17 protein-coding genes and 1 pseudogene are annotated in these 14,730 nt (G+C 72.7%); 1 reads left to right on the top strand and 17 read right to left on the bottom strand.

Annotated elements, in window-relative coordinates; all coding sequences use genetic code 11:
* Positions 1-136: 136 nt before the first annotated feature.
* The 4 genes and pseudogenes from ACEPPI_RS04895 to ACEPPI_RS04880 form a co-directional block, all read right to left on the bottom strand.
* Positions 137-1,039 (bottom strand): sigma-70 family RNA polymerase sigma factor, encoded by a 903-nt coding sequence (locus ACEPPI_RS04895; RefSeq protein ID WP_373914050.1) that lies wholly within the window; start codon positions 1,037-1,039, stop codon positions 137-139.
* Between the two features lie 12 nt (positions 1,040-1,051).
* Positions 1,052-1,837, bottom strand: a pseudogene (locus ACEPPI_RS04890) (putative protein N(5)-glutamine methyltransferase); the annotation flags it as partial.
* 52 nt (positions 1,838-1,889) lie between these two features.
* Positions 1,890-3,134, bottom strand: a complete 1,245-nt coding sequence (locus ACEPPI_RS04885; protein ID WP_373913983.1) for a GNAT family N-acetyltransferase — start codon at positions 3,132-3,134, stop codon at positions 1,890-1,892.
* Between the two features lie 105 nt (positions 3,135-3,239).
* Positions 3,240-3,830 carry an AmfC protein gene (locus ACEPPI_RS04880; protein WP_373913982.1) on the bottom strand — a complete coding sequence of 197 codons (591 nt, stop codon included), beginning with the start codon at positions 3,828-3,830 and terminating at the stop codon, positions 3,240-3,242.
* 133 nt (positions 3,831-3,963) lie between these two features.
* On the opposite strand from ACEPPI_RS04880, the gene dtd reads away from it, so the two are divergent.
* Positions 3,964-4,389 (top strand): D-aminoacyl-tRNA deacylase, encoded by a 426-nt coding sequence (dtd, locus tag ACEPPI_RS04875; protein ID WP_030232309.1) that lies wholly within the window; start codon positions 3,964-3,966, stop codon positions 4,387-4,389.
* An 11-nt stretch (positions 4,390-4,400) separates the two neighbouring features.
* Here dtd and ACEPPI_RS04870 read toward each other — a convergent pair whose 3' ends face one another.
* The 13 genes from ACEPPI_RS04870 to ACEPPI_RS04810 form a co-directional block, all read right to left on the bottom strand.
* Positions 4,401-5,369 (bottom strand): folate-binding protein YgfZ, encoded by a 969-nt coding sequence (locus ACEPPI_RS04870; RefSeq protein ID WP_373913981.1) that lies wholly within the window; start codon positions 5,367-5,369, stop codon positions 4,401-4,403.
* Positions 5,370-5,399: 30 nt separating this feature from the next.
* A complete protein-coding gene (locus tag ACEPPI_RS04865; RefSeq protein WP_373913980.1) occupies positions 5,400-5,828 on the bottom strand; it encodes a Fur family transcriptional regulator in 429 nt (142 codons plus the stop codon).
* 95 nt (positions 5,829-5,923) lie between these two features.
* Positions 5,924-6,496, bottom strand: coding sequence for an FABP family protein (locus tag ACEPPI_RS04860; protein WP_373913979.1), 573 nt, complete (start codon positions 6,494-6,496; stop codon positions 5,924-5,926).
* Positions 6,497-6,781: 285 nt separating this feature from the next.
* Positions 6,782-7,636 carry a hypothetical protein gene (locus ACEPPI_RS04855; RefSeq protein ID WP_373913978.1) on the bottom strand — a complete coding sequence of 285 codons (855 nt, stop codon included), beginning with the start codon at positions 7,634-7,636 and terminating at the stop codon, positions 6,782-6,784.
* On the bottom strand, positions 7,633-8,544 hold the full coding sequence (locus ACEPPI_RS04850) for a hypothetical protein (protein ID WP_373913977.1): 912 nt from the start codon (positions 8,542-8,544) through the stop codon (positions 7,633-7,635). Before ACEPPI_RS04850 ends, ACEPPI_RS04855 begins: the two co-directional genes overlap by 4 nt.
* Positions 8,541-9,284, bottom strand: coding sequence for a hypothetical protein (locus ACEPPI_RS04845; RefSeq protein ID WP_373913976.1), 744 nt, complete (start codon positions 9,282-9,284; stop codon positions 8,541-8,543). Before ACEPPI_RS04845 ends, ACEPPI_RS04850 begins: the two co-directional genes overlap by 4 nt.
* Before the next feature lie 215 nt (positions 9,285-9,499).
* Entirely contained in the window at positions 9,500-9,835 is a 336-nt protein-coding gene (locus ACEPPI_RS04840) for a DUF3099 domain-containing protein (protein ID WP_373914049.1), read from the bottom strand.
* 53 nt (positions 9,836-9,888) lie between these two features.
* Positions 9,889-10,179 (bottom strand): DUF1416 domain-containing protein, encoded by a 291-nt coding sequence (locus ACEPPI_RS04835; protein WP_356212977.1) that lies wholly within the window; start codon positions 10,177-10,179, stop codon positions 9,889-9,891.
* Between the two features lie 74 nt (positions 10,180-10,253).
* Positions 10,254-11,102, bottom strand: coding sequence for a sulfurtransferase (locus ACEPPI_RS04830; RefSeq protein ID WP_356212979.1), 849 nt, complete (start codon positions 11,100-11,102; stop codon positions 10,254-10,256).
* Positions 11,103-11,307: 205 nt separating this feature from the next.
* Positions 11,308-11,391: a putative leader peptide gene (locus ACEPPI_RS04825; RefSeq protein WP_359921537.1), complete on the bottom strand. Its 84-nt coding sequence runs from the start codon at positions 11,389-11,391 to the stop codon at positions 11,308-11,310.
* A gap of 164 nt (positions 11,392-11,555) precedes the next feature.
* Positions 11,556-12,269, bottom strand: coding sequence for a DUF2993 domain-containing protein (locus ACEPPI_RS04820; RefSeq protein ID WP_373913975.1), 714 nt, complete (start codon positions 12,267-12,269; stop codon positions 11,556-11,558).
* A 65-nt stretch (positions 12,270-12,334) separates the two neighbouring features.
* The gene (locus tag ACEPPI_RS04815; RefSeq protein ID WP_373913974.1) at positions 12,335-14,098 is read right to left on the bottom strand and encodes a hypothetical protein; all 1,764 of its coding nucleotides are present in this window, start codon (positions 14,096-14,098) and stop codon (positions 12,335-12,337) included.
* Between the two features lie 9 nt (positions 14,099-14,107).
* Positions 14,108-14,362 (bottom strand): MoaD/ThiS family protein, encoded by a 255-nt coding sequence (locus ACEPPI_RS04810; protein ID WP_030718384.1) that lies wholly within the window; start codon positions 14,360-14,362, stop codon positions 14,108-14,110.
* Positions 14,363-14,730 lie beyond the last annotated feature (368 nt).

Below are 14,730 nucleotides of genomic sequence, written 5' to 3'. Positions count from 1 at the left end.
CCCGGAAGTCCTTTCGGGAAAGCTGTCACATCCGTACGGCGGCGCGGGTCAAGGCGATGTCGAACGAACGAGACACCGCCCGAAGGAGCCCCCGATGTCCACCACCGCCGGGGCGGGGATGGTGGGCGGCCCGTCCTCAGCCCCGCGGGTCCAGGGCCGTCAGGTCCAGGAGGTCGAGCCGCTCCGGGTCGGACAGCACGTCGATCGCGACGATCTTCCCGCCGACGACGGTGAAGGCCATCACCGACACCGCCCGGTCCTTGCGCACCACCACGACACCCGCGGCGCCGTTGATCAGCGCCGGGCGGACGAACGGGGTGAGCGAGCTGTAGGTGACCGCCTGGCCCGCCACCGTCCGCGCACCCCTGAGCACGACGGTGAGGGCCCCGCCCACACCACCGTCGGAACGCAGCACCACGTCCGGGTCGAGTACGGACACCAGCGCCTCGAACCGCCCGTCCCGCGCGGCGGCGAAGAACGCGTCCACGGCCTCCCGCTGGCGCGCGAGGTCCGGATCGGGAGCCGGGGCCTGCACGCGCACCTTGCGCCGGGCGCGGGCGGCCAGCTGCCGGGTCGCCGCGGAGGTCTTCTCGATCAGCGGGGCGATCTCGTCGAACGGCACCGCGAACATGTCGTGCAGGACGAACGCCAGCCGCTCCGCCGGCGCCAGCGACTCCATCACCACCATCAGCGCCAGCCCGACCGAGTCGGCCAGCAGCACCTCCTGCTCCGGGTCGATCCGCCGCTCGGAACCGATCAGCGGGTCCGGGATCCGGGTCTCCGCCCGCTCCATCGGGTCCTCACGACGCTGCTCGCGCGAGCGCAGCAGGTTCAGGCACACGCGCGACACCACCGTCGTCAGCCACCCGCCGAGGTTCTCGATCCCGGTCGCGTCGGTACGGTCCAGCCGCAGCCAGGCCTCCTGGACCGCGTCGTCGGCTTCGCTCAGCGAGCCGAGCATCCGGTAGGACACCGCTCTCAGACGACTGCGGTGCTCCTCGAAACGCCCGGCCAACGAGGCCGTAGCCGGGGCCGTCACCGAAGCCGTCACCGGGGCCGTCCCGATGACCACGGTCGCGTACCGCTCCTCCGAGGTGACCGCCCGCACCGCGAGCCCGCCCGACGTCAGGGCGGACGCCGTCAGCGGCGCCTGCCGGGCGCTGGTCTCGATCAGCAGCCGGCCGCCCGGGGCCAGCCACCGCACGGCGTCCGCGGCCACCCGCCGGTGCACGTCGAGCCCGTCCGCGCCCCCGTCGAGGGAGACCAGCGGCTCGTGGTCGCGGGCCTCGGACGGCATCAGCCCGATCTCCTCCGTCGGCACGTACGGGGCGTTGACCACGAGGACGTCCACCCGCCCGCGCAGCTCCGCCGGGAGCGCCCCGTACAGGTCGCCCTCCCAGACCGCGCCGCCGTACGGGGCCACGTTGCGCCGGGCGTACGCCAGCGCGGCGGCGTCGATGTCGGCCGCGTGCAGCTCGACCCCGCCCGGCACCTGTGAGGCCACCGCCGCCCCGAGGGCGCCGACCCCGCAGCACAGGTCCAGCACGACCGCGCCGGGCCTGGCCAGCGCCACCGCCTCCTCGGCCAGGAACTCGCTGCGCCGGCGCGGCACGAAGGCCCCCGCGCCCACCTCCATGCGCAACCCGCAGAACTCCGCCCAGCCCACGACGTGCTCCAGCGGTTCACCGGCCACCCGGCGGGCCACCAGGTCCGCCAGGTGGCCGTCGTCGGTGGCGGCCGCGACCAACAGGTCGGCTTCCTCCTCGGCGAAGACGCAGCCCGCCGCGCGCAGCCGTTCCACGATCGTCAACACGTCACTCTTCTCCTGGTTTCTCACGATGGTGTCAGGTCCCGCGACCGGAGGATCCGGCGACCGGGAGAGCGCGGGCTCAGAAGATGTCCGGGCACCACGGCCTGCGCGCCGTGCGGAACACCGAGTCCGCGAGTTCCACGGCGCCCGGCCGCTCCCCGGCCAGCCGGCCCAGCTCGGCCAGCCGGACCGCCGAGGCGTCGCCGAGGTACAGGGCGCCCAGCGCGGACACGTCGAGCCGCAGGTCCGCGGGTTCCTCCGTGCGGACGCAGGTGCCGGCGCCCGCGTCGAGCCGGTAGCGCCCGCCCGCCGGGCCGTCCGGGTCGGCCACGTCCAGGACGAGCACCCCGGGCACGGCGTACGTCCGCGCGGACAGGGACCGTACGACGTCCAGCACGCGCACCCACAGGAAGTCGGCGGCGGTCACCAGCCGGGCCGCGCGCGGGTCGGGCAGCAGGTCCGGCACGAGGCTGTCGGGGGCGCGGTAGCCCGTGCGGACCTTGAGCACCCAGTCGATGGAACACAGGAAGTGCCACAGGGCCCGCTCGGCTCCCGGGGCCGGGGCGATCAGGTCCGTGACGTACAGGGTCTGCAGCGGGACCTTCGCGTCGGTCCAGTGGTCGTCGGCCCGGTAGGCGGCCATCCCGGCCACCTCGCCGTCCGCCGTCCGGTAGACCGCGAACATCTTCTGCTTGTACGGGCGGTGGGACATCTGCGCGAGCCCGGTCACCAGGTCCCACCAGCGGCCGTCCCGCCCGATCGCGCCGTGCGCGGACGCCCGCAGCCGCTCGTGCAGGGCGGGCCCCACCCGGCGCGCCTCCGCCGCGTCGACGAGGTCGATCCGGCCCCCGTCGGCGGGGAGCGGGCGGTGCCGGTCCAGTCCGGTGCGCGGGACGTCGATCTCCCACTCGGCGAGGGAGGTGGCGGGCCCGAAGCCGTAGCGCCCGTAGATCGGGTACTCGGCGGCGATCAGGGTGGCCAGGACGTCGCCGCGGGCGTGGGAGGCGGCGAGTTCCGCGGCCATCATGCGGGTCAGGACGCCCTGGCGGCGGTGCGTGGGCAGCACGGTGACGTTGGAGACCGCGCTGCACGGGACGGTGGCCCCGCCGGGCACGGTCAGCTCCTGGGTGAAGGAGCGGAAGGTCGCCACGCAGCGGCCGGTGACGGGGTCGAAGCCGCCCTGCACACGGGCGAGGTCACTGTGCGCGGCGCGCTGCGCGACATCGGATTCGGTCGGGGTGCCCGGGGTGAGGAATCCGGTGTTGAGGGTGGTCAGCCAGTCGGGGAGTTCGGATGCGGCGATCGGCCGGACGTCAGCACTCATAACCGGCCACGCTAACGGCCGTAGCGCGCCCGGTCGCCCGAATTTCCGCCGGTGGAACGGAGACTGACGACGGGGTGCCCGGGGGCCGGCGGGCGGGGCCGCCCGCTACGCCAGCAGGTCGTCCACCTGTGCCTCGCCCTCCCGGTAGCGGCGGGTGATCTCCGCGCTGGAGTCGTCCGCCGTGCGCTGGAGCTGCTGCCGGCGCCGCGAGACCTGCTGTTCGTACCCGACCAGCCGGCCCATCGCGTCGTGCAGTTCGCCGTCCGTGCGCGCGGCCAGGTCCGACAGCTCGACCTCGGACAGCATCTCCGCCGCCAGCAGCCGGAACTCCTCGTTGTGCGGGGTCCCGAGCGTGACGTGCCGGGCGGAGGCGCTGCGGCTGGAAGGGGCGTCGGCGAGGATCTCCGACAGCCGGTCCACCACCGGCGCCTCGGGGTCCGTACGACGGGCGAGTTCGGCGCGCAGGATGTCGATGCGGCCTTGCAGGAGTCTGCGCACGTAGCTCAGGTCCGCCTCGTCACGCTGGGCGTCTCGGCGCAGCGCGCGCAGTTCGGGCAGGCCGAGCGCGGTGGCGGGGGTGGTCGGCCCCGGGTCGCCGGTCCGCTGCGCGGGCGGCCGGGCCGCCGGTGCGGCGGCCTGTGGCACGGGTACTGCGGGTGCTGCGGGTGCAGGTACGGAGGTACCAGGAATATTCATGTGAACGTGTCCGTCCCCTCGACCGGTGCTGGGGGGCACCGCCTGCGTGCATGGTGCCACTCCGTGTGGTGTGGACGCAGTCCCAGTGCACCCGATCGGCCCCGGACGGGTGCACGCCTGGTACACAGGTGGTATGCGAGCAGTGGTGCAGAGGGTGGACGGCGCGAGCGTCGTGGTGGCCGGCGAGACGGTGGGCGAGATCGTCGGTGAGGGCTTGTGCGTGCTGGTGGGGGTGACCCACGACGACACCCCGGAGAAGGCGGCGCTGCTGGCGCGCAAGCTCTGGTCGGTGCGGATCCTGGAGGCGGAGAAGTCCTGCAGCGACATCGGCGCGCCGCTGCTGGTGATCTCCCAGTTCACGCTCTACGGGGACGCCCGCAAGGGCCGCCGCCCCACCTGGAACGCGGCCGCGCCGGGACCGGTGGCGGAGCCGCTGGTCGACGAGGTGGTGGCGCAGCTGCGGGCGCTGGGCGCGACGGTGGAGACGGGCCGGTTCGGCGCGGACATGCGGGTCTCGCTGACCAACCACGGCCCGTTCACCATCGTCATCGACATCTAGGACGTATCCCGCTACGGCGCTACGACGACCTCCTGCGCGGCGGCCGTGTTCCCGGCCAGCAGCGGGGCGTCGACCGGCACGTTCCGCTTGACCAGCGCGAGGGCGATGGGCCCGAGCTCGTGGTGGCGCACGGCGGTGGTGACGAAGCCGAGCTGACGGCCCTCCTCGCCGTCGGCGGCGAGCCGTACGGGCGCGCCGTGCGGCGGGAGCAGCACCTCGGAGCCGTCCAGGTGCAGGAAGACCAGGCGGCGCGGGGGCTTCCCCAGGTTGTGGACGCGGGCCACCGTCTCCTGGCCGCGGTAGCAGCCCTTCTGGAGGTGGACGGCGGTGCCGAGCCAGCCCAGCTCGTGCGGGATGGTGCGGTGGTCGGTCTCCAGGCCGAGCCGGGGCCGGTGGGCCTCGACGCGCAGGGCCTCGTAGGCGAGGAGTCCGGCGGCGGGGCCGTGCGCGGCGGCGAAGGCCTCCAGTGCCTCGCGCGGGAGGAACACGTCGCGGCCATGGGCGGTCTCGCGCACGGTGTGTTCCGCGGCGACCTCGGCGATGGAGCCGGCCGGGAGGTGGACGACGGCGAAGGCGTCGGTGCGGTCGGCGACCTCGACGCGGTAGAAGAACTTCATCGCCTCCAGGTAGGCGATCAGCGCCTCCTGGGTGCCGGGCTCGACGTGGGCCCACACGGTCTCGCCGTCGTCGACGAGGTAGAGGGCGTGCTCGATGTGCCCGTTGGCGGAAAGGATCAGCGCCTCGGTGGCCTGGCCGGCCGGGAGGTCGCTGACGTGCTGGGTGAGCAGCAGGTGCAGCCAGGCGAGGCGGTCCGGTCCGGTGACGGTGACGACCCCGCGGTGGGAGAGGTCGACGAAGCCGCGGCCGTCGGCGAGGGCGCGCTGTTCGCCGTAGAGCTCTCCGTAGTGGGCGGCGACGCCCTCGTCACGGCCTTCGGCCGGTACGGCGCCGCTGAGGTGGAGCAAGGGGCTGCTGGTCATGACACCCAGCCTACGACCCCGCCGGTGTCCTCACTGAGGGCGCTCGGCGGCGCACTTCGCGCACCGGCCGAAGATCGCGAAGTGCTTCATGTCGGTCTCGAAGCCGAAGGTGGTGCGGAGCTTCGCGGTGAACTCGGCGGCGATGTCGAGGTCGGCCTCGATCACCTCGGTGCAGTCGCGGCAGACCAGGTGGATGTGGTGGTGCCGGTCGGCGAGGTGGTACGTGGGCGCGCCGTGGCCGAGGTGGGCGTGCGAGACCAGTTTCAGCTCTTCGAGCAGTTCCAGGGTCCGGTAGACGGTGGAGATGTTGACCCCGGAGGCGGTCTTGCGCACCTCGACGAGGATCTCGTCCGGGGTGGCGTGTTCGAGGGCGTCGACGGCTTCGAGCACGAGCTGGCGCTGCGGTGTCAGCCGGTAGCCGCGCTGCCGCAGGTCGGTCTTCCAGTCGGTGGTCGCCACCCGGCCAGTGTAAGCGCGGGAAGGGGACCGCGGGCCAGGCCGCGGTCCCCTTCCTTGCGTCCGCGTGTGCTGCGGGCTCAGCGGGCTCAGCCGGCTCAGCGGAAGAAGGCGATGCCGTCCTCGGGGAGCTCCGGGAGGTTGCGCGCCATGTCGGCGATCTCCTCCGGGGTGACGACCTTCTTGAGCTGGGCCGACATGTAGGGGCGCAGCTCGACCTCGGGGGTGGCCTTCTCCCCGACCCACATCAGGTCGCTCTTCACGTACCCGTAGAGGCGCTTTCCGCCGCTGTACGGGCCGGAGGCGGCCGTGCGGGCCACCGCGTCGGTGACCACGTCGATCTGGGGCTTCTGGTGGGCGAGCTCGCCGTACCAGACCTCGACGACGCCCTGGTCGCGGACCATGACGATCTCGACCTTGCGGTCGGCGTCGATGCGCCAGTAGCCCGACTCGGACTCCAGCGGGCGCACCTTGTTGCCCTCGGCGTCGAGGACCCAGGTGTGGGAGGTGTACTCCAGGAAGTCCCGGCCGTCGTGGCTGAAGACGACTTCCTGGCCGAAGTTGCACTTCTCTTCGCCGGGGAAGTCGAAGACGCCGGCGCCTTCCCAGTTGCCGAGGAGGAAGGCGAGGGGGACGAGGCCCGGGTTCAGGTCGGACGGGATCTGGATCATGGTTGGCTGCTCAGGCGATCTGTGGGAGGGGTTCCGGGGCGGTCGGCCGGTCGGCTGCTGCTCAGCGCTGACCCTGGTACAGCTTCTTGACGGCCAGGCCGGTGAAGGCCGTGACGCCGACGCAGACCAGGACCAGCAGGGAGGTGAAGACTGCCTCAAGCACGGTGTGCTCCTCGGAGGATTCGGTGCGGTGTACGGGCCGGTCCCCAAGCCTACTGGCCCGGGAACCGGCACACCCTATGAGGTAGGCCGTACCGGCCGTCGGACGGGTCCCTGCGGGGGCCTTCAGTGCAGGAGCTGGTCCTGGAGGATCACCGTCTGGTGGAAGGGGACGGAGGCTACGTGGCCCTTGCGGGTCTGCAGGACGACGGCCTGCAGGTCACCGCCCCGGACGCAGCCGGCCGCGACCTGCTCGTCCCCGGCCGGTTCCGCCTCGGTGAACAGGGACACGTCCCGCAGGTCCGGCGAGGACTGGGCGTTTCGGGCCTTGCTCCAGGTGCTGTCGCCCTCGATGCGGTTGACCCCGTTGATGTTCATGTTGATGCCGCAGCCCTCGAAGGCGTCCACGAAGCCGGAGGAGTGGAAGCGCAGCAGGTAGATGCGGGTGCGGGTGCCGTCGGGCATCGTCCAGGCGCGGGCCACGATCTGACGCAGGCCGTCGTCCGTGAACGCCTGCTTCATCTTCGGACGCACGGTGGGCTCGTACTCCTCCAGGAAGGTGTCCGCGGACACCGCCTGGTCCTTTTCCTGCTTCAGCCCGGGATCCGGTGTGGAGCCCGCAGGCGCGGGCAGCAGCAGCTGGTACAGGGCGGCGTAGTGGATGCCGTCCTTGTTGTCGGGGGCGAAGGGCTGCGGGGCGCCGGGGGCCAGGGTGGGCTTGGTGAGCGCCGGGTAGACCCAGCGGCCGTCGTCCTCGGTCCCGAGGCCGGGCAGGTCGGTGCGCTCGGACCGGACGAGCCCGTACGCGACGCCGGAGCCGACGGCGGCGAAGACCAGCACGGCCGCGGTCCAGCGCAGCCCCGCGAACAGCGCGCGCCTGCCCTTGGACACGGACGGCGCGGGCGCCGCGGGCGCCGCGGGCGCCGCGGGGTGCTGCTCGGGGACCGCGGGGGCGGGCGCGAAGGGGTTCTGCTCGGTCACACGGACTCCCCAGGGGACTTCAGGTGGGTCAGCTGGTTCTTGAGGAACTTCATGGCGTCGCCGGTCGAGAGGGGCTTGGGCCCGTAGGCGCGGAAGTTGACCATGACGTCACCTTCGACCGCGACGCAGTCCAGCGAGTCGACCGTCTCCTTCTTCTCCTCGCCGAGCGCGGTCAGGGAGCACTTGGCGGCGGGGAAGCCGTCCACCTTGGGGGCGTCCCGGCCGTCCCCGATCTGGTCGAGGAGCTTCTTGGAGATCTCGGCGAACGTGCCCAGCGCCTTCGGGTCGGCCTGCATGATGCGGACCTCCACGACCGTCCGGCCTCCGGCCTGGGCGTAGCTGCGCCCGGCGAGGCCCTTGAGCTTCAGACCGGCCAGGGCTTCGTCCCGCTGCTTGCGCTGGGTGTTGGACAGACCCTTGCCGGCGTCCTTGAAGCCCTGGACCGCGCTGTCGCCGGAGACGAAGAAGTTGTTCCCGTCATCGGCGAGGTCCGGGCCGGGTGAGAACGCGGGCGGCACGGGCAGCAGCTTGCCCGACAGGTCGTTGGGCGGGACCGGCGCCGGGGTGGGCGGCGCGGAGGCGCTCTTGTCCGGCTCCGCCCAGTAACGGGTGGGGGCGTGCCGGTCGGCATCCGCGAGCGCCACGGCGGCCCAGGCCCCGCCGGCCGCGAGGACGGCCACGGCCAGGCCCGCGGCGACGAGCGCCCGGCCCCTGCGGCGGGCGGGACGTCCGGGCGCGGGGACGGGGTCCTGCGGGTCGCTCTGCACGTCGCTCTGCGGGTCGGCCTGCACGTTGCTCTGCACGTCGGTCTGCGGGGCGGTCTGCCGGTCGGCCTGCGGGTCGCTCTGCATGTCGCTCTGCGGGTCGGCCTGCACGTCGCTCTGCGGGTCGGTCTGCGGGTCGGTCACAGTCGCTCCAGCTGTCGCTTGGCCAGTTCCATGACGTCGCTCTCGGAGGCCTTGCCACGGGCGTCGTAGTAGTTGATGTCCATGACGATGTCGCCACGGCGGGCCAGGGCCCGTCCGCCGCGGACGCCGGACCTCACCTCGGAGTCCACCCATACGTGGCCCAGGTCGGCCGCGAGGCCGGGGATGGCCACGCCGCGGTTGCCCGCGTACTTCAGCTCGGGCATGTACGCCGCCTGGCTCGCCTGGTAGTCGTCCGCGCCGGAGCGGTTGTTGAACTGGAGGAGGCGGACCTCGACTCCCACGTCGCCCTGGATCCACACCGTGGAGGCGACCCGGCGGATCCCGGTGTCGACGAGGTCGGGCAGCACGACGTCCGGTTCCTCGAAGAAGTCCGCCGTGAAGATGTCCAGGGACTCGTATCCCCTGCCGTCGACCTTCGCCCCGTCCGGGGCCGTGAGCAGCAGCTCGGCCAGGTCGTCGTCGGTCTTGTGGTGCCGGTTGGCATTGATCGACTTGTTCGTCGTGGAATCGTCGGGGGCGAGCGCCTTGGGCGACACCAGCTGCGGCTGTGCCAGCGGCGGCAGCGCGGTGGGCGCGCGGTGGTACTGGACCGCGTAGCCGGTGGCCGTGCCGGCGAGGGCGCCGAGGACGAGGGCGGCGGCGATCAGGAGCGTGGTGCGGCCGCGGCGGCGGGCCCGGCGCGGCAGGGCGGCAGCGGCGTCGGCTGCGTCCACATCCACCGGGGTTTCCGTATGCACCGGCGGAAATTCGGGAGTGTCCGATTCCGCTCCGTTCTCCACCGCTTTCCGCGGCTCGGGAACGGTCTGTTCGTGTTCCAAAAGGGGTCCCCCACAGGACTGAAGGCGCCGGGTTCATTTACCCGGGCACACCGAAGACACCTTCGGTCGGGAGGGAGTTGTACGCATCTTTATTACGGTCTTATATCCGGCCGGATTCAGTCCTCGTGGCGCCGCTTTCCGTCCAGTTCGTCCCACCATTCGTCCGATTTCGGATCCCCGGACGGGTCGTCCCACCAGCGGTCGTCGGGGCCCCGGTGGTTCGCGACCATCGCGGCGATCGGCGGGATGACCATGGCGACCACGCACAGGGCCACCGCCGCCTCCACGGAGAACAGGCGCACGAAGGACCAGGCGGAGACGAAGAGGAACAGGCATCCGCCCATCAGCAGGAAGTAGGCGCGTCGGCGCCGGGCGTACATACCTCCAGCGTAGGGCCGTCCCCCGGTTGGGCAAGGGCTGCGGACGGCACGAAGGGCCGCACCCCGGTCCAGTGGCGTCCAACCCCCGGGGGTGCGGCCCTTCGGCCGGTTCAGCTGTCGGTCGTTCAGACCGCGATCGCGACGTCCGTCACGCCGCCGGCCTCGGCGACCACGACGGCGCGGTCGGCCTGGGCGCCCGGGATGAGCGCGCGCAGCGTCCAGGAGCCGGGGGCCGCGTAGAAGCGGAACTGGCCGGTCGCGGAGGTCGGGACCTCGGCGGTGAACTCACCGGTCGAGTCCAGCAGGCGGACGTATCCGCCGACGGGCTCGCCGTCCTTGGTCACCTGGCCCTGGATCGCGGTCTCACCGGGCTTCAGCGTCGCGAGGTCGGGCCCGCCGATCTGTGCTCCACACATGTTCTCTGTCCTGTCCTAGAGAGGTTCTGCTGCTACGGGGCGCCGGGCGTCGCGTGCCCGGGCCTGCGGCGGGATTACTTGTTGGGGCCGAGCTCGATCGGCACGCCGACGAGCGAGCCGTACTCGGTCCAGGAGCCGTCGTAGTTCTTGACGTTCTCCTGGCCCAGGAGCTCGTGCAGCACGAACCACGTGAGCGCGGAGCGCTCACCGATGCGGCAGTAGGCGATGGTGTCCTTCGTGTCGAGGTCGACGCCCTCCGCCTGGTACAGGGCGGTCAGCTCGTCGTCCGACTTGAAGGTGCCGTCGTCGTTGGCGTTCTTCGACCACGGGATGTTGCGGGCGCTCGGCACGTGGCCGGGGCGCTGCGACTGCTCCTGGGGGAGGTGCGCCGGGGCGAGCAGCTTGCCGGAGAACTCGTCGGGCGAGCGGACGTCGACCAGGTTCTGGACGTTGATCGCGGCCACCACGTCGTCGCGGAAGGCGCGGATCGAGCTGTCCTGCGGCTTGGCCTTGTACGCGGTGGCCGGGCGGTTCGGGACGTCCTTGCCGTCGACCAGGTCGCGGGAGTCGAGCTCCCACTTCTTGCGGCCGCCGTCGAGGAGGCGGACGTCCTGGTGGCCGTAGAGCTTGAAGTACCAGTAGGCGTAGGACGCGAACCAGTTGTTGTTGCCGCCGTAGAGGACGACGGTGTCGTCGTTGGAGATGCCCTTGGCGGAGAGGAGCTTCTCGAAGCCCTCCTGGTCCACGAAGTCGCGGCGGACCGGGTCCTGGAGGTCGCTCTTCCAGTCGATCCGGACGGCGTTGGTGATGTGGTTCTTGTCGTACGCGGACGTGTCCTCGTCCACCTCGACGATCACGACGTTGGCGTCGTTCAGGTGGGCCTCGACCCAGTCGGCGTCGACGAGGACGTCGCTGCGGCTCATGGTGTTCTCCTCCGGGGCAGTGTGCGGCGGGGCGGTGCTGGTGCAGTGCAGCTGCGGGGCGGTGCTGGTGCGTACGTGCCGTTCCGGGTGGCGCGCTCAGGACCTGCGCGGGGAGGCGACAGGGGGCAGGAGGCGGGAAGCGGGGGCGGTCACGCCGCGGATGAAGGGCCGTCGTCCGGCCGGTGGAGCGGAAGGCTCACACCGCTCAAATGGAGCGACAGAGCATGGCGGCGACGCGACACAGGTCTACTGCCCGCCGCTTCGTGAGGTCCGCCTGCTGATGCTTCATAGCCATGGATCGTAGGGACGAATCGGCCGCCCTGTCACCGGCGTGTCATATTCCGAGACAGGATCGTCCGCATTGCGGGATGAGAAAGCCCCGGACGGCCGCCTCGCGGCCCCCGGGGCTCTTCGTACGGCCCGTCCTTCTGCAGGTCGGACCGCGTCGTCTCACTATCCGGCCAGCACCACGTCCGTGCCGCTCAGCGTGACGTGTACGCCCTGCGCGTCCGAGGTCAGCCCGGTGAGCGCGAGCCCGGCCGGCAGGTTCCCGTCGATGCGGCGGTCGAAGTCGGTCCGCTTGCGGACCGCGCTCTCGATGCCGGGTATCCCCTCGCCCGGCACGGACTCCGCGCGCACCCTGACGACCTTGCCGTTCTTCCCGTCCTTCGCGTCCACCAGGGTGACGGTCGACACCACGTCACGGGTCAGGCGCTGACCCAGGAACTCCACCGTCGCCGTCACCTTCACCTTGCCCGGCGCACCGCCGTAGGTGAGGTTCACCCCGCTCTGGGAGGCCTCGGTGAGGTCCGCGTAGGAGATCAGCGCGGTGCCCTCCGCCCGCTTGGCGGTGCCGCCGCTGTAGCCGTCGTTCAGCTTCACCTCGCGGAAGCTGGCGTCGAGCTCCGTCAGGCGCGTCTTGCGGCCGTCGGCGGTGGCGTCGACGCCCTTCAGCTTCAGGTCCACCCGCTCCAGGTCGTGGCTGAGCGCCTGGGTCAGGAACGGAAAGCCGTGGATGTTCACCTCCACGCCCCCCGCGAGCCCCTGACGGGCCTGCAGGCGGTCGGCGAGCCGGTTCTCGGCATAGCCGACCGCCCAGCGGTCTGCGCCCACGAACAGGGCCCCCAGAACCACTCCGACGATCAGTACGAAGCGTAGGAAACGCAACGGACCCTCCCCCTACTTATCGGTACGTGCGTTCTAGTGGACCATGGTCCGCCGTCGGAACCCCGTCAGCCCACCACCCGGCCCAGCAGGTAGACGGCGGGCGCGGCCACCGCCAGCGGCAGCGCGACACCGGCCGTCATGTGGACGAACTTCGACGGGTAGTCGTACGCGGCCACGCGCAGGCCCACCAGCGCGCAGACCCCGGCGGCCAGGCCGACCAGCGCCCCGCCCGCCCCGATGCCGGTCAGTCCGCCCACCGCGATGCCCGCACCGGCCGCGGCGGCCAGCGAGACGCCGACGGAGGGCGCGGTCGGCAGCGGCAGGGCCCGCGCGAACACGGCGACGGCGACGGCGGCGGCGCCGACGCTCACCGCCTCCCAGTCGGCGGCCAGGAAGCCGGCGCACACGATGGCCAGGGCGGCGGAGGCCACCGAGGCCATCAGCCCGTACATCCGCTCGTCGGGGTCCGCGTGGCTGCGCAGCTGGAGCACCAGCGTGAGCAGCACCCAGGCCCCGAGGGTGCCGATGATGGCGCCGGGGCCGTACGGCCGGTCCACCGCGAGCACCGCGCCGTCCGCGGCCACGGCCCCGGCGAAGGCGAGGGCGATGCCCTGGCGGGCCGGCCACATGCCGTTGAGGCGGAACCAGCCGGCCGCGGTGAGCGCCTGGAGGGCGATCAGCGGCAGCAGCAGGGCGTACGGGCCCAGCGCGGCGGCCCCGGCCAGCAGCAGCCCGAGGGCGGCGGTCAGTACGGCCGACTGCGGACCGGGGTCGATGATCGGCGACCGGCCCTCGGCGCGGGCCTGGGCCGGGTCGACGGCGCGCAGGGTGTTCCCGCCGAGGGTGGGCGGGGAGTACTCGGCGTCGGGGCCGCCGGGCCCGGACGCGGGAGCGGGAGCCTGCGGGACCGCGGCGGCGGACGGCACGGGCGGCAGGTACGCCGTCCGCTCGGCCGCCGCGTCGGGGGCGGGCGGCTGGGGCGGCAGGTAGGCCGTCTGCTCGGCGGCGGCCTCCGTCACCGGCGGCAGGTACGCCGTCCGCTCGGTGTCCCAGGCCTGCGGCTGCGGCTGCGGCGCCCGGTCCCGGACGGGGGGCAGGTACGCGGTCTGCTCGGCGGCGGTGTCCCGCACGGGCGGCAGGTACGCCGTCTCGGCCGCGGCGGCTCCGATGCCCGGACCACCCGGCCACGGCGCCTGCGGCGCGGCGGCGGGCTCCCGTACCGGCGGCAGGTACGCCGTCTCGGCGGCGGCGTCGGGCGCCGGGGCCTGCTGCTGCCACGGCTCGGCCCGCTGCCGGTCCGGCGCGGCGTGCCGGCCGTGGGCCTGGGGCTGGACCTGGGGCTGCGGGGCCTCCTCGCGGAACCAGCCCTCGGGCGCCACCGGCTGCGGCTGCACCTGGGGCTGCTGGAACTGCTGGGGCTGGAACTGCTGGGGCTGCTGGAACTGCTGGGGCTGCCGGAACTGCTGGGGCTGCTGCTGCACCGGCGGCAGGTAGGCGGTCTGCTCGGCGGCACCGCCACCGGCACCCGCGCCGGCCCCCGTGCTGTCCGGCCACGGTACGGCGCCGGCCGGAGCGGCCCACTGCTGCTGCGCGGGCGGGCCCTGGGGGGCGGCCTGCGGCGCGGCCGGGGCCTCGTCGCGGAACCAGCCCTCGGGCGCCACCGGCTGCCCGGGCACGGCGCCCAGCGGCGGGTGCCCCGGCTGCTGGACCGGCGGGTGCACCGGCTGCTGGACCGGCTGGTAGCTGGTGTCCCAGGTGACGGACTGCCAGGTCTGGGTCCCGTACGGGTCCTCCTGCGCGGCCCGCTGCTGTTCTTCGGGAGTGCTCATGGTCTCCGCTCACCCGCCCGCGAACGGCGGGAGCACCTCTACGGTGCCCCCCTCGGTCAGCAGGACGGCATCGTGCGGGCGCTTGCCCACCGGCTCGTCGTTCACGAGGAAGGAGCAGCGCAGGAGCACCCGGGTCAGCTCCCCCGGATGGCGTTCCCGCACTGCGTCGAGCGCCTCGGCCAGGGTGCGCGCCGAGTACGGCTCCTCCGCCGTCTTGGCTGCGGCCTTCGCCGCCGCCCAGTAGCGGATGGTTCCGGTTGCCACTGCAGCTCCTCTCGTGGTCGGCTCCGTCGGCTCTCTACCGTCGGCCTCCATGATGACCCCTCCGGGTCACCACCCCGGCGTGCGCCAGCGCGCCCCGTGTGCGCCCGGGGATCCCTCCGGGGGTCCACCGATCCGGTGAAACCAGGGCATACGCAGGGGGAAGGCGTGGCAGGAACCACAGAATGCGGTGCACGGCAGCCCTCGGCCCCGCAAGGGAGGGTGGGCTATTCTGGCGGCGTAGAGGATCCGGGCAACGTAGCCCCCGGGTCCTTTTGTGCTTTCAGCACGTTGAACGAACCGAGAACAGTGGTATCCATCCGGACCCCAGGGCGCGGGGGCCGGGCCGGACGCCAGGCCAGTCGTACGAA

Origin of the sequence: Streptomyces sp. AB3(2024) (assembly GCF_041862025.1) — a bacterium.
GTDB lineage: Bacteria > Actinomycetota > Actinomycetes > Streptomycetales > Streptomycetaceae > Streptomyces.
The sequence above is the reverse complement of the archived record's forward strand: the minus strand, read 5'-3'. Positions and strand labels throughout refer to the sequence as shown.

Excerpts from the sequence above, each read along its gene's own strand:
- ACEPPI_RS04880 (WP_373913982.1), bottom strand. The coding sequence starts at position 3,830 with ATGAATATTCCTGGTACCTCCGTACCTGCACCCGCAGCACCCGCAGTA.
- ACEPPI_RS04870 (WP_373913981.1), bottom strand. The coding sequence starts at position 5,369 with ATGACCAGCAGCCCCTTGCTCCACCTCAGCGGCGCCGTACCGGCCGAA.
- ACEPPI_RS04860 (WP_373913979.1), bottom strand. The coding sequence starts at position 6,496 with ATGATCCAGATCCCGTCCGACCTGAACCCGGGCCTCGTCCCCCTCGCC.
- ACEPPI_RS04885 (WP_373913983.1), bottom strand. The coding sequence starts at position 3,134 with ATGAGTGCTGACGTCCGGCCGATCGCCGCATCCGAACTCCCCGACTGG.
- ACEPPI_RS04825 (WP_359921537.1), bottom strand. The coding sequence starts at position 11,391 with ATGAAGCATCAGCAGGCGGACCTCACGAAGCGGCGGGCAGTAGACCTG.
- ACEPPI_RS04830 (WP_356212979.1), bottom strand. The coding sequence starts at position 11,102 with ATGAGCCGCAGCGACGTCCTCGTCGACGCCGACTGGGTCGAGGCCCAC.
- ACEPPI_RS04835 (WP_356212977.1), bottom strand. The coding sequence starts at position 10,179 with ATGTGTGGAGCACAGATCGGCGGGCCCGACCTCGCGACGCTGAAGCCC.
- ACEPPI_RS04815 (WP_373913974.1), bottom strand. The coding sequence starts at position 14,098 with ATGAGCACTCCCGAAGAACAGCAGCGGGCCGCGCAGGAGGACCCGTAC.
- dtd (WP_030232309.1), top strand. The coding sequence starts at position 3,964 with ATGCGAGCAGTGGTGCAGAGGGTGGACGGCGCGAGCGTCGTGGTGGCC.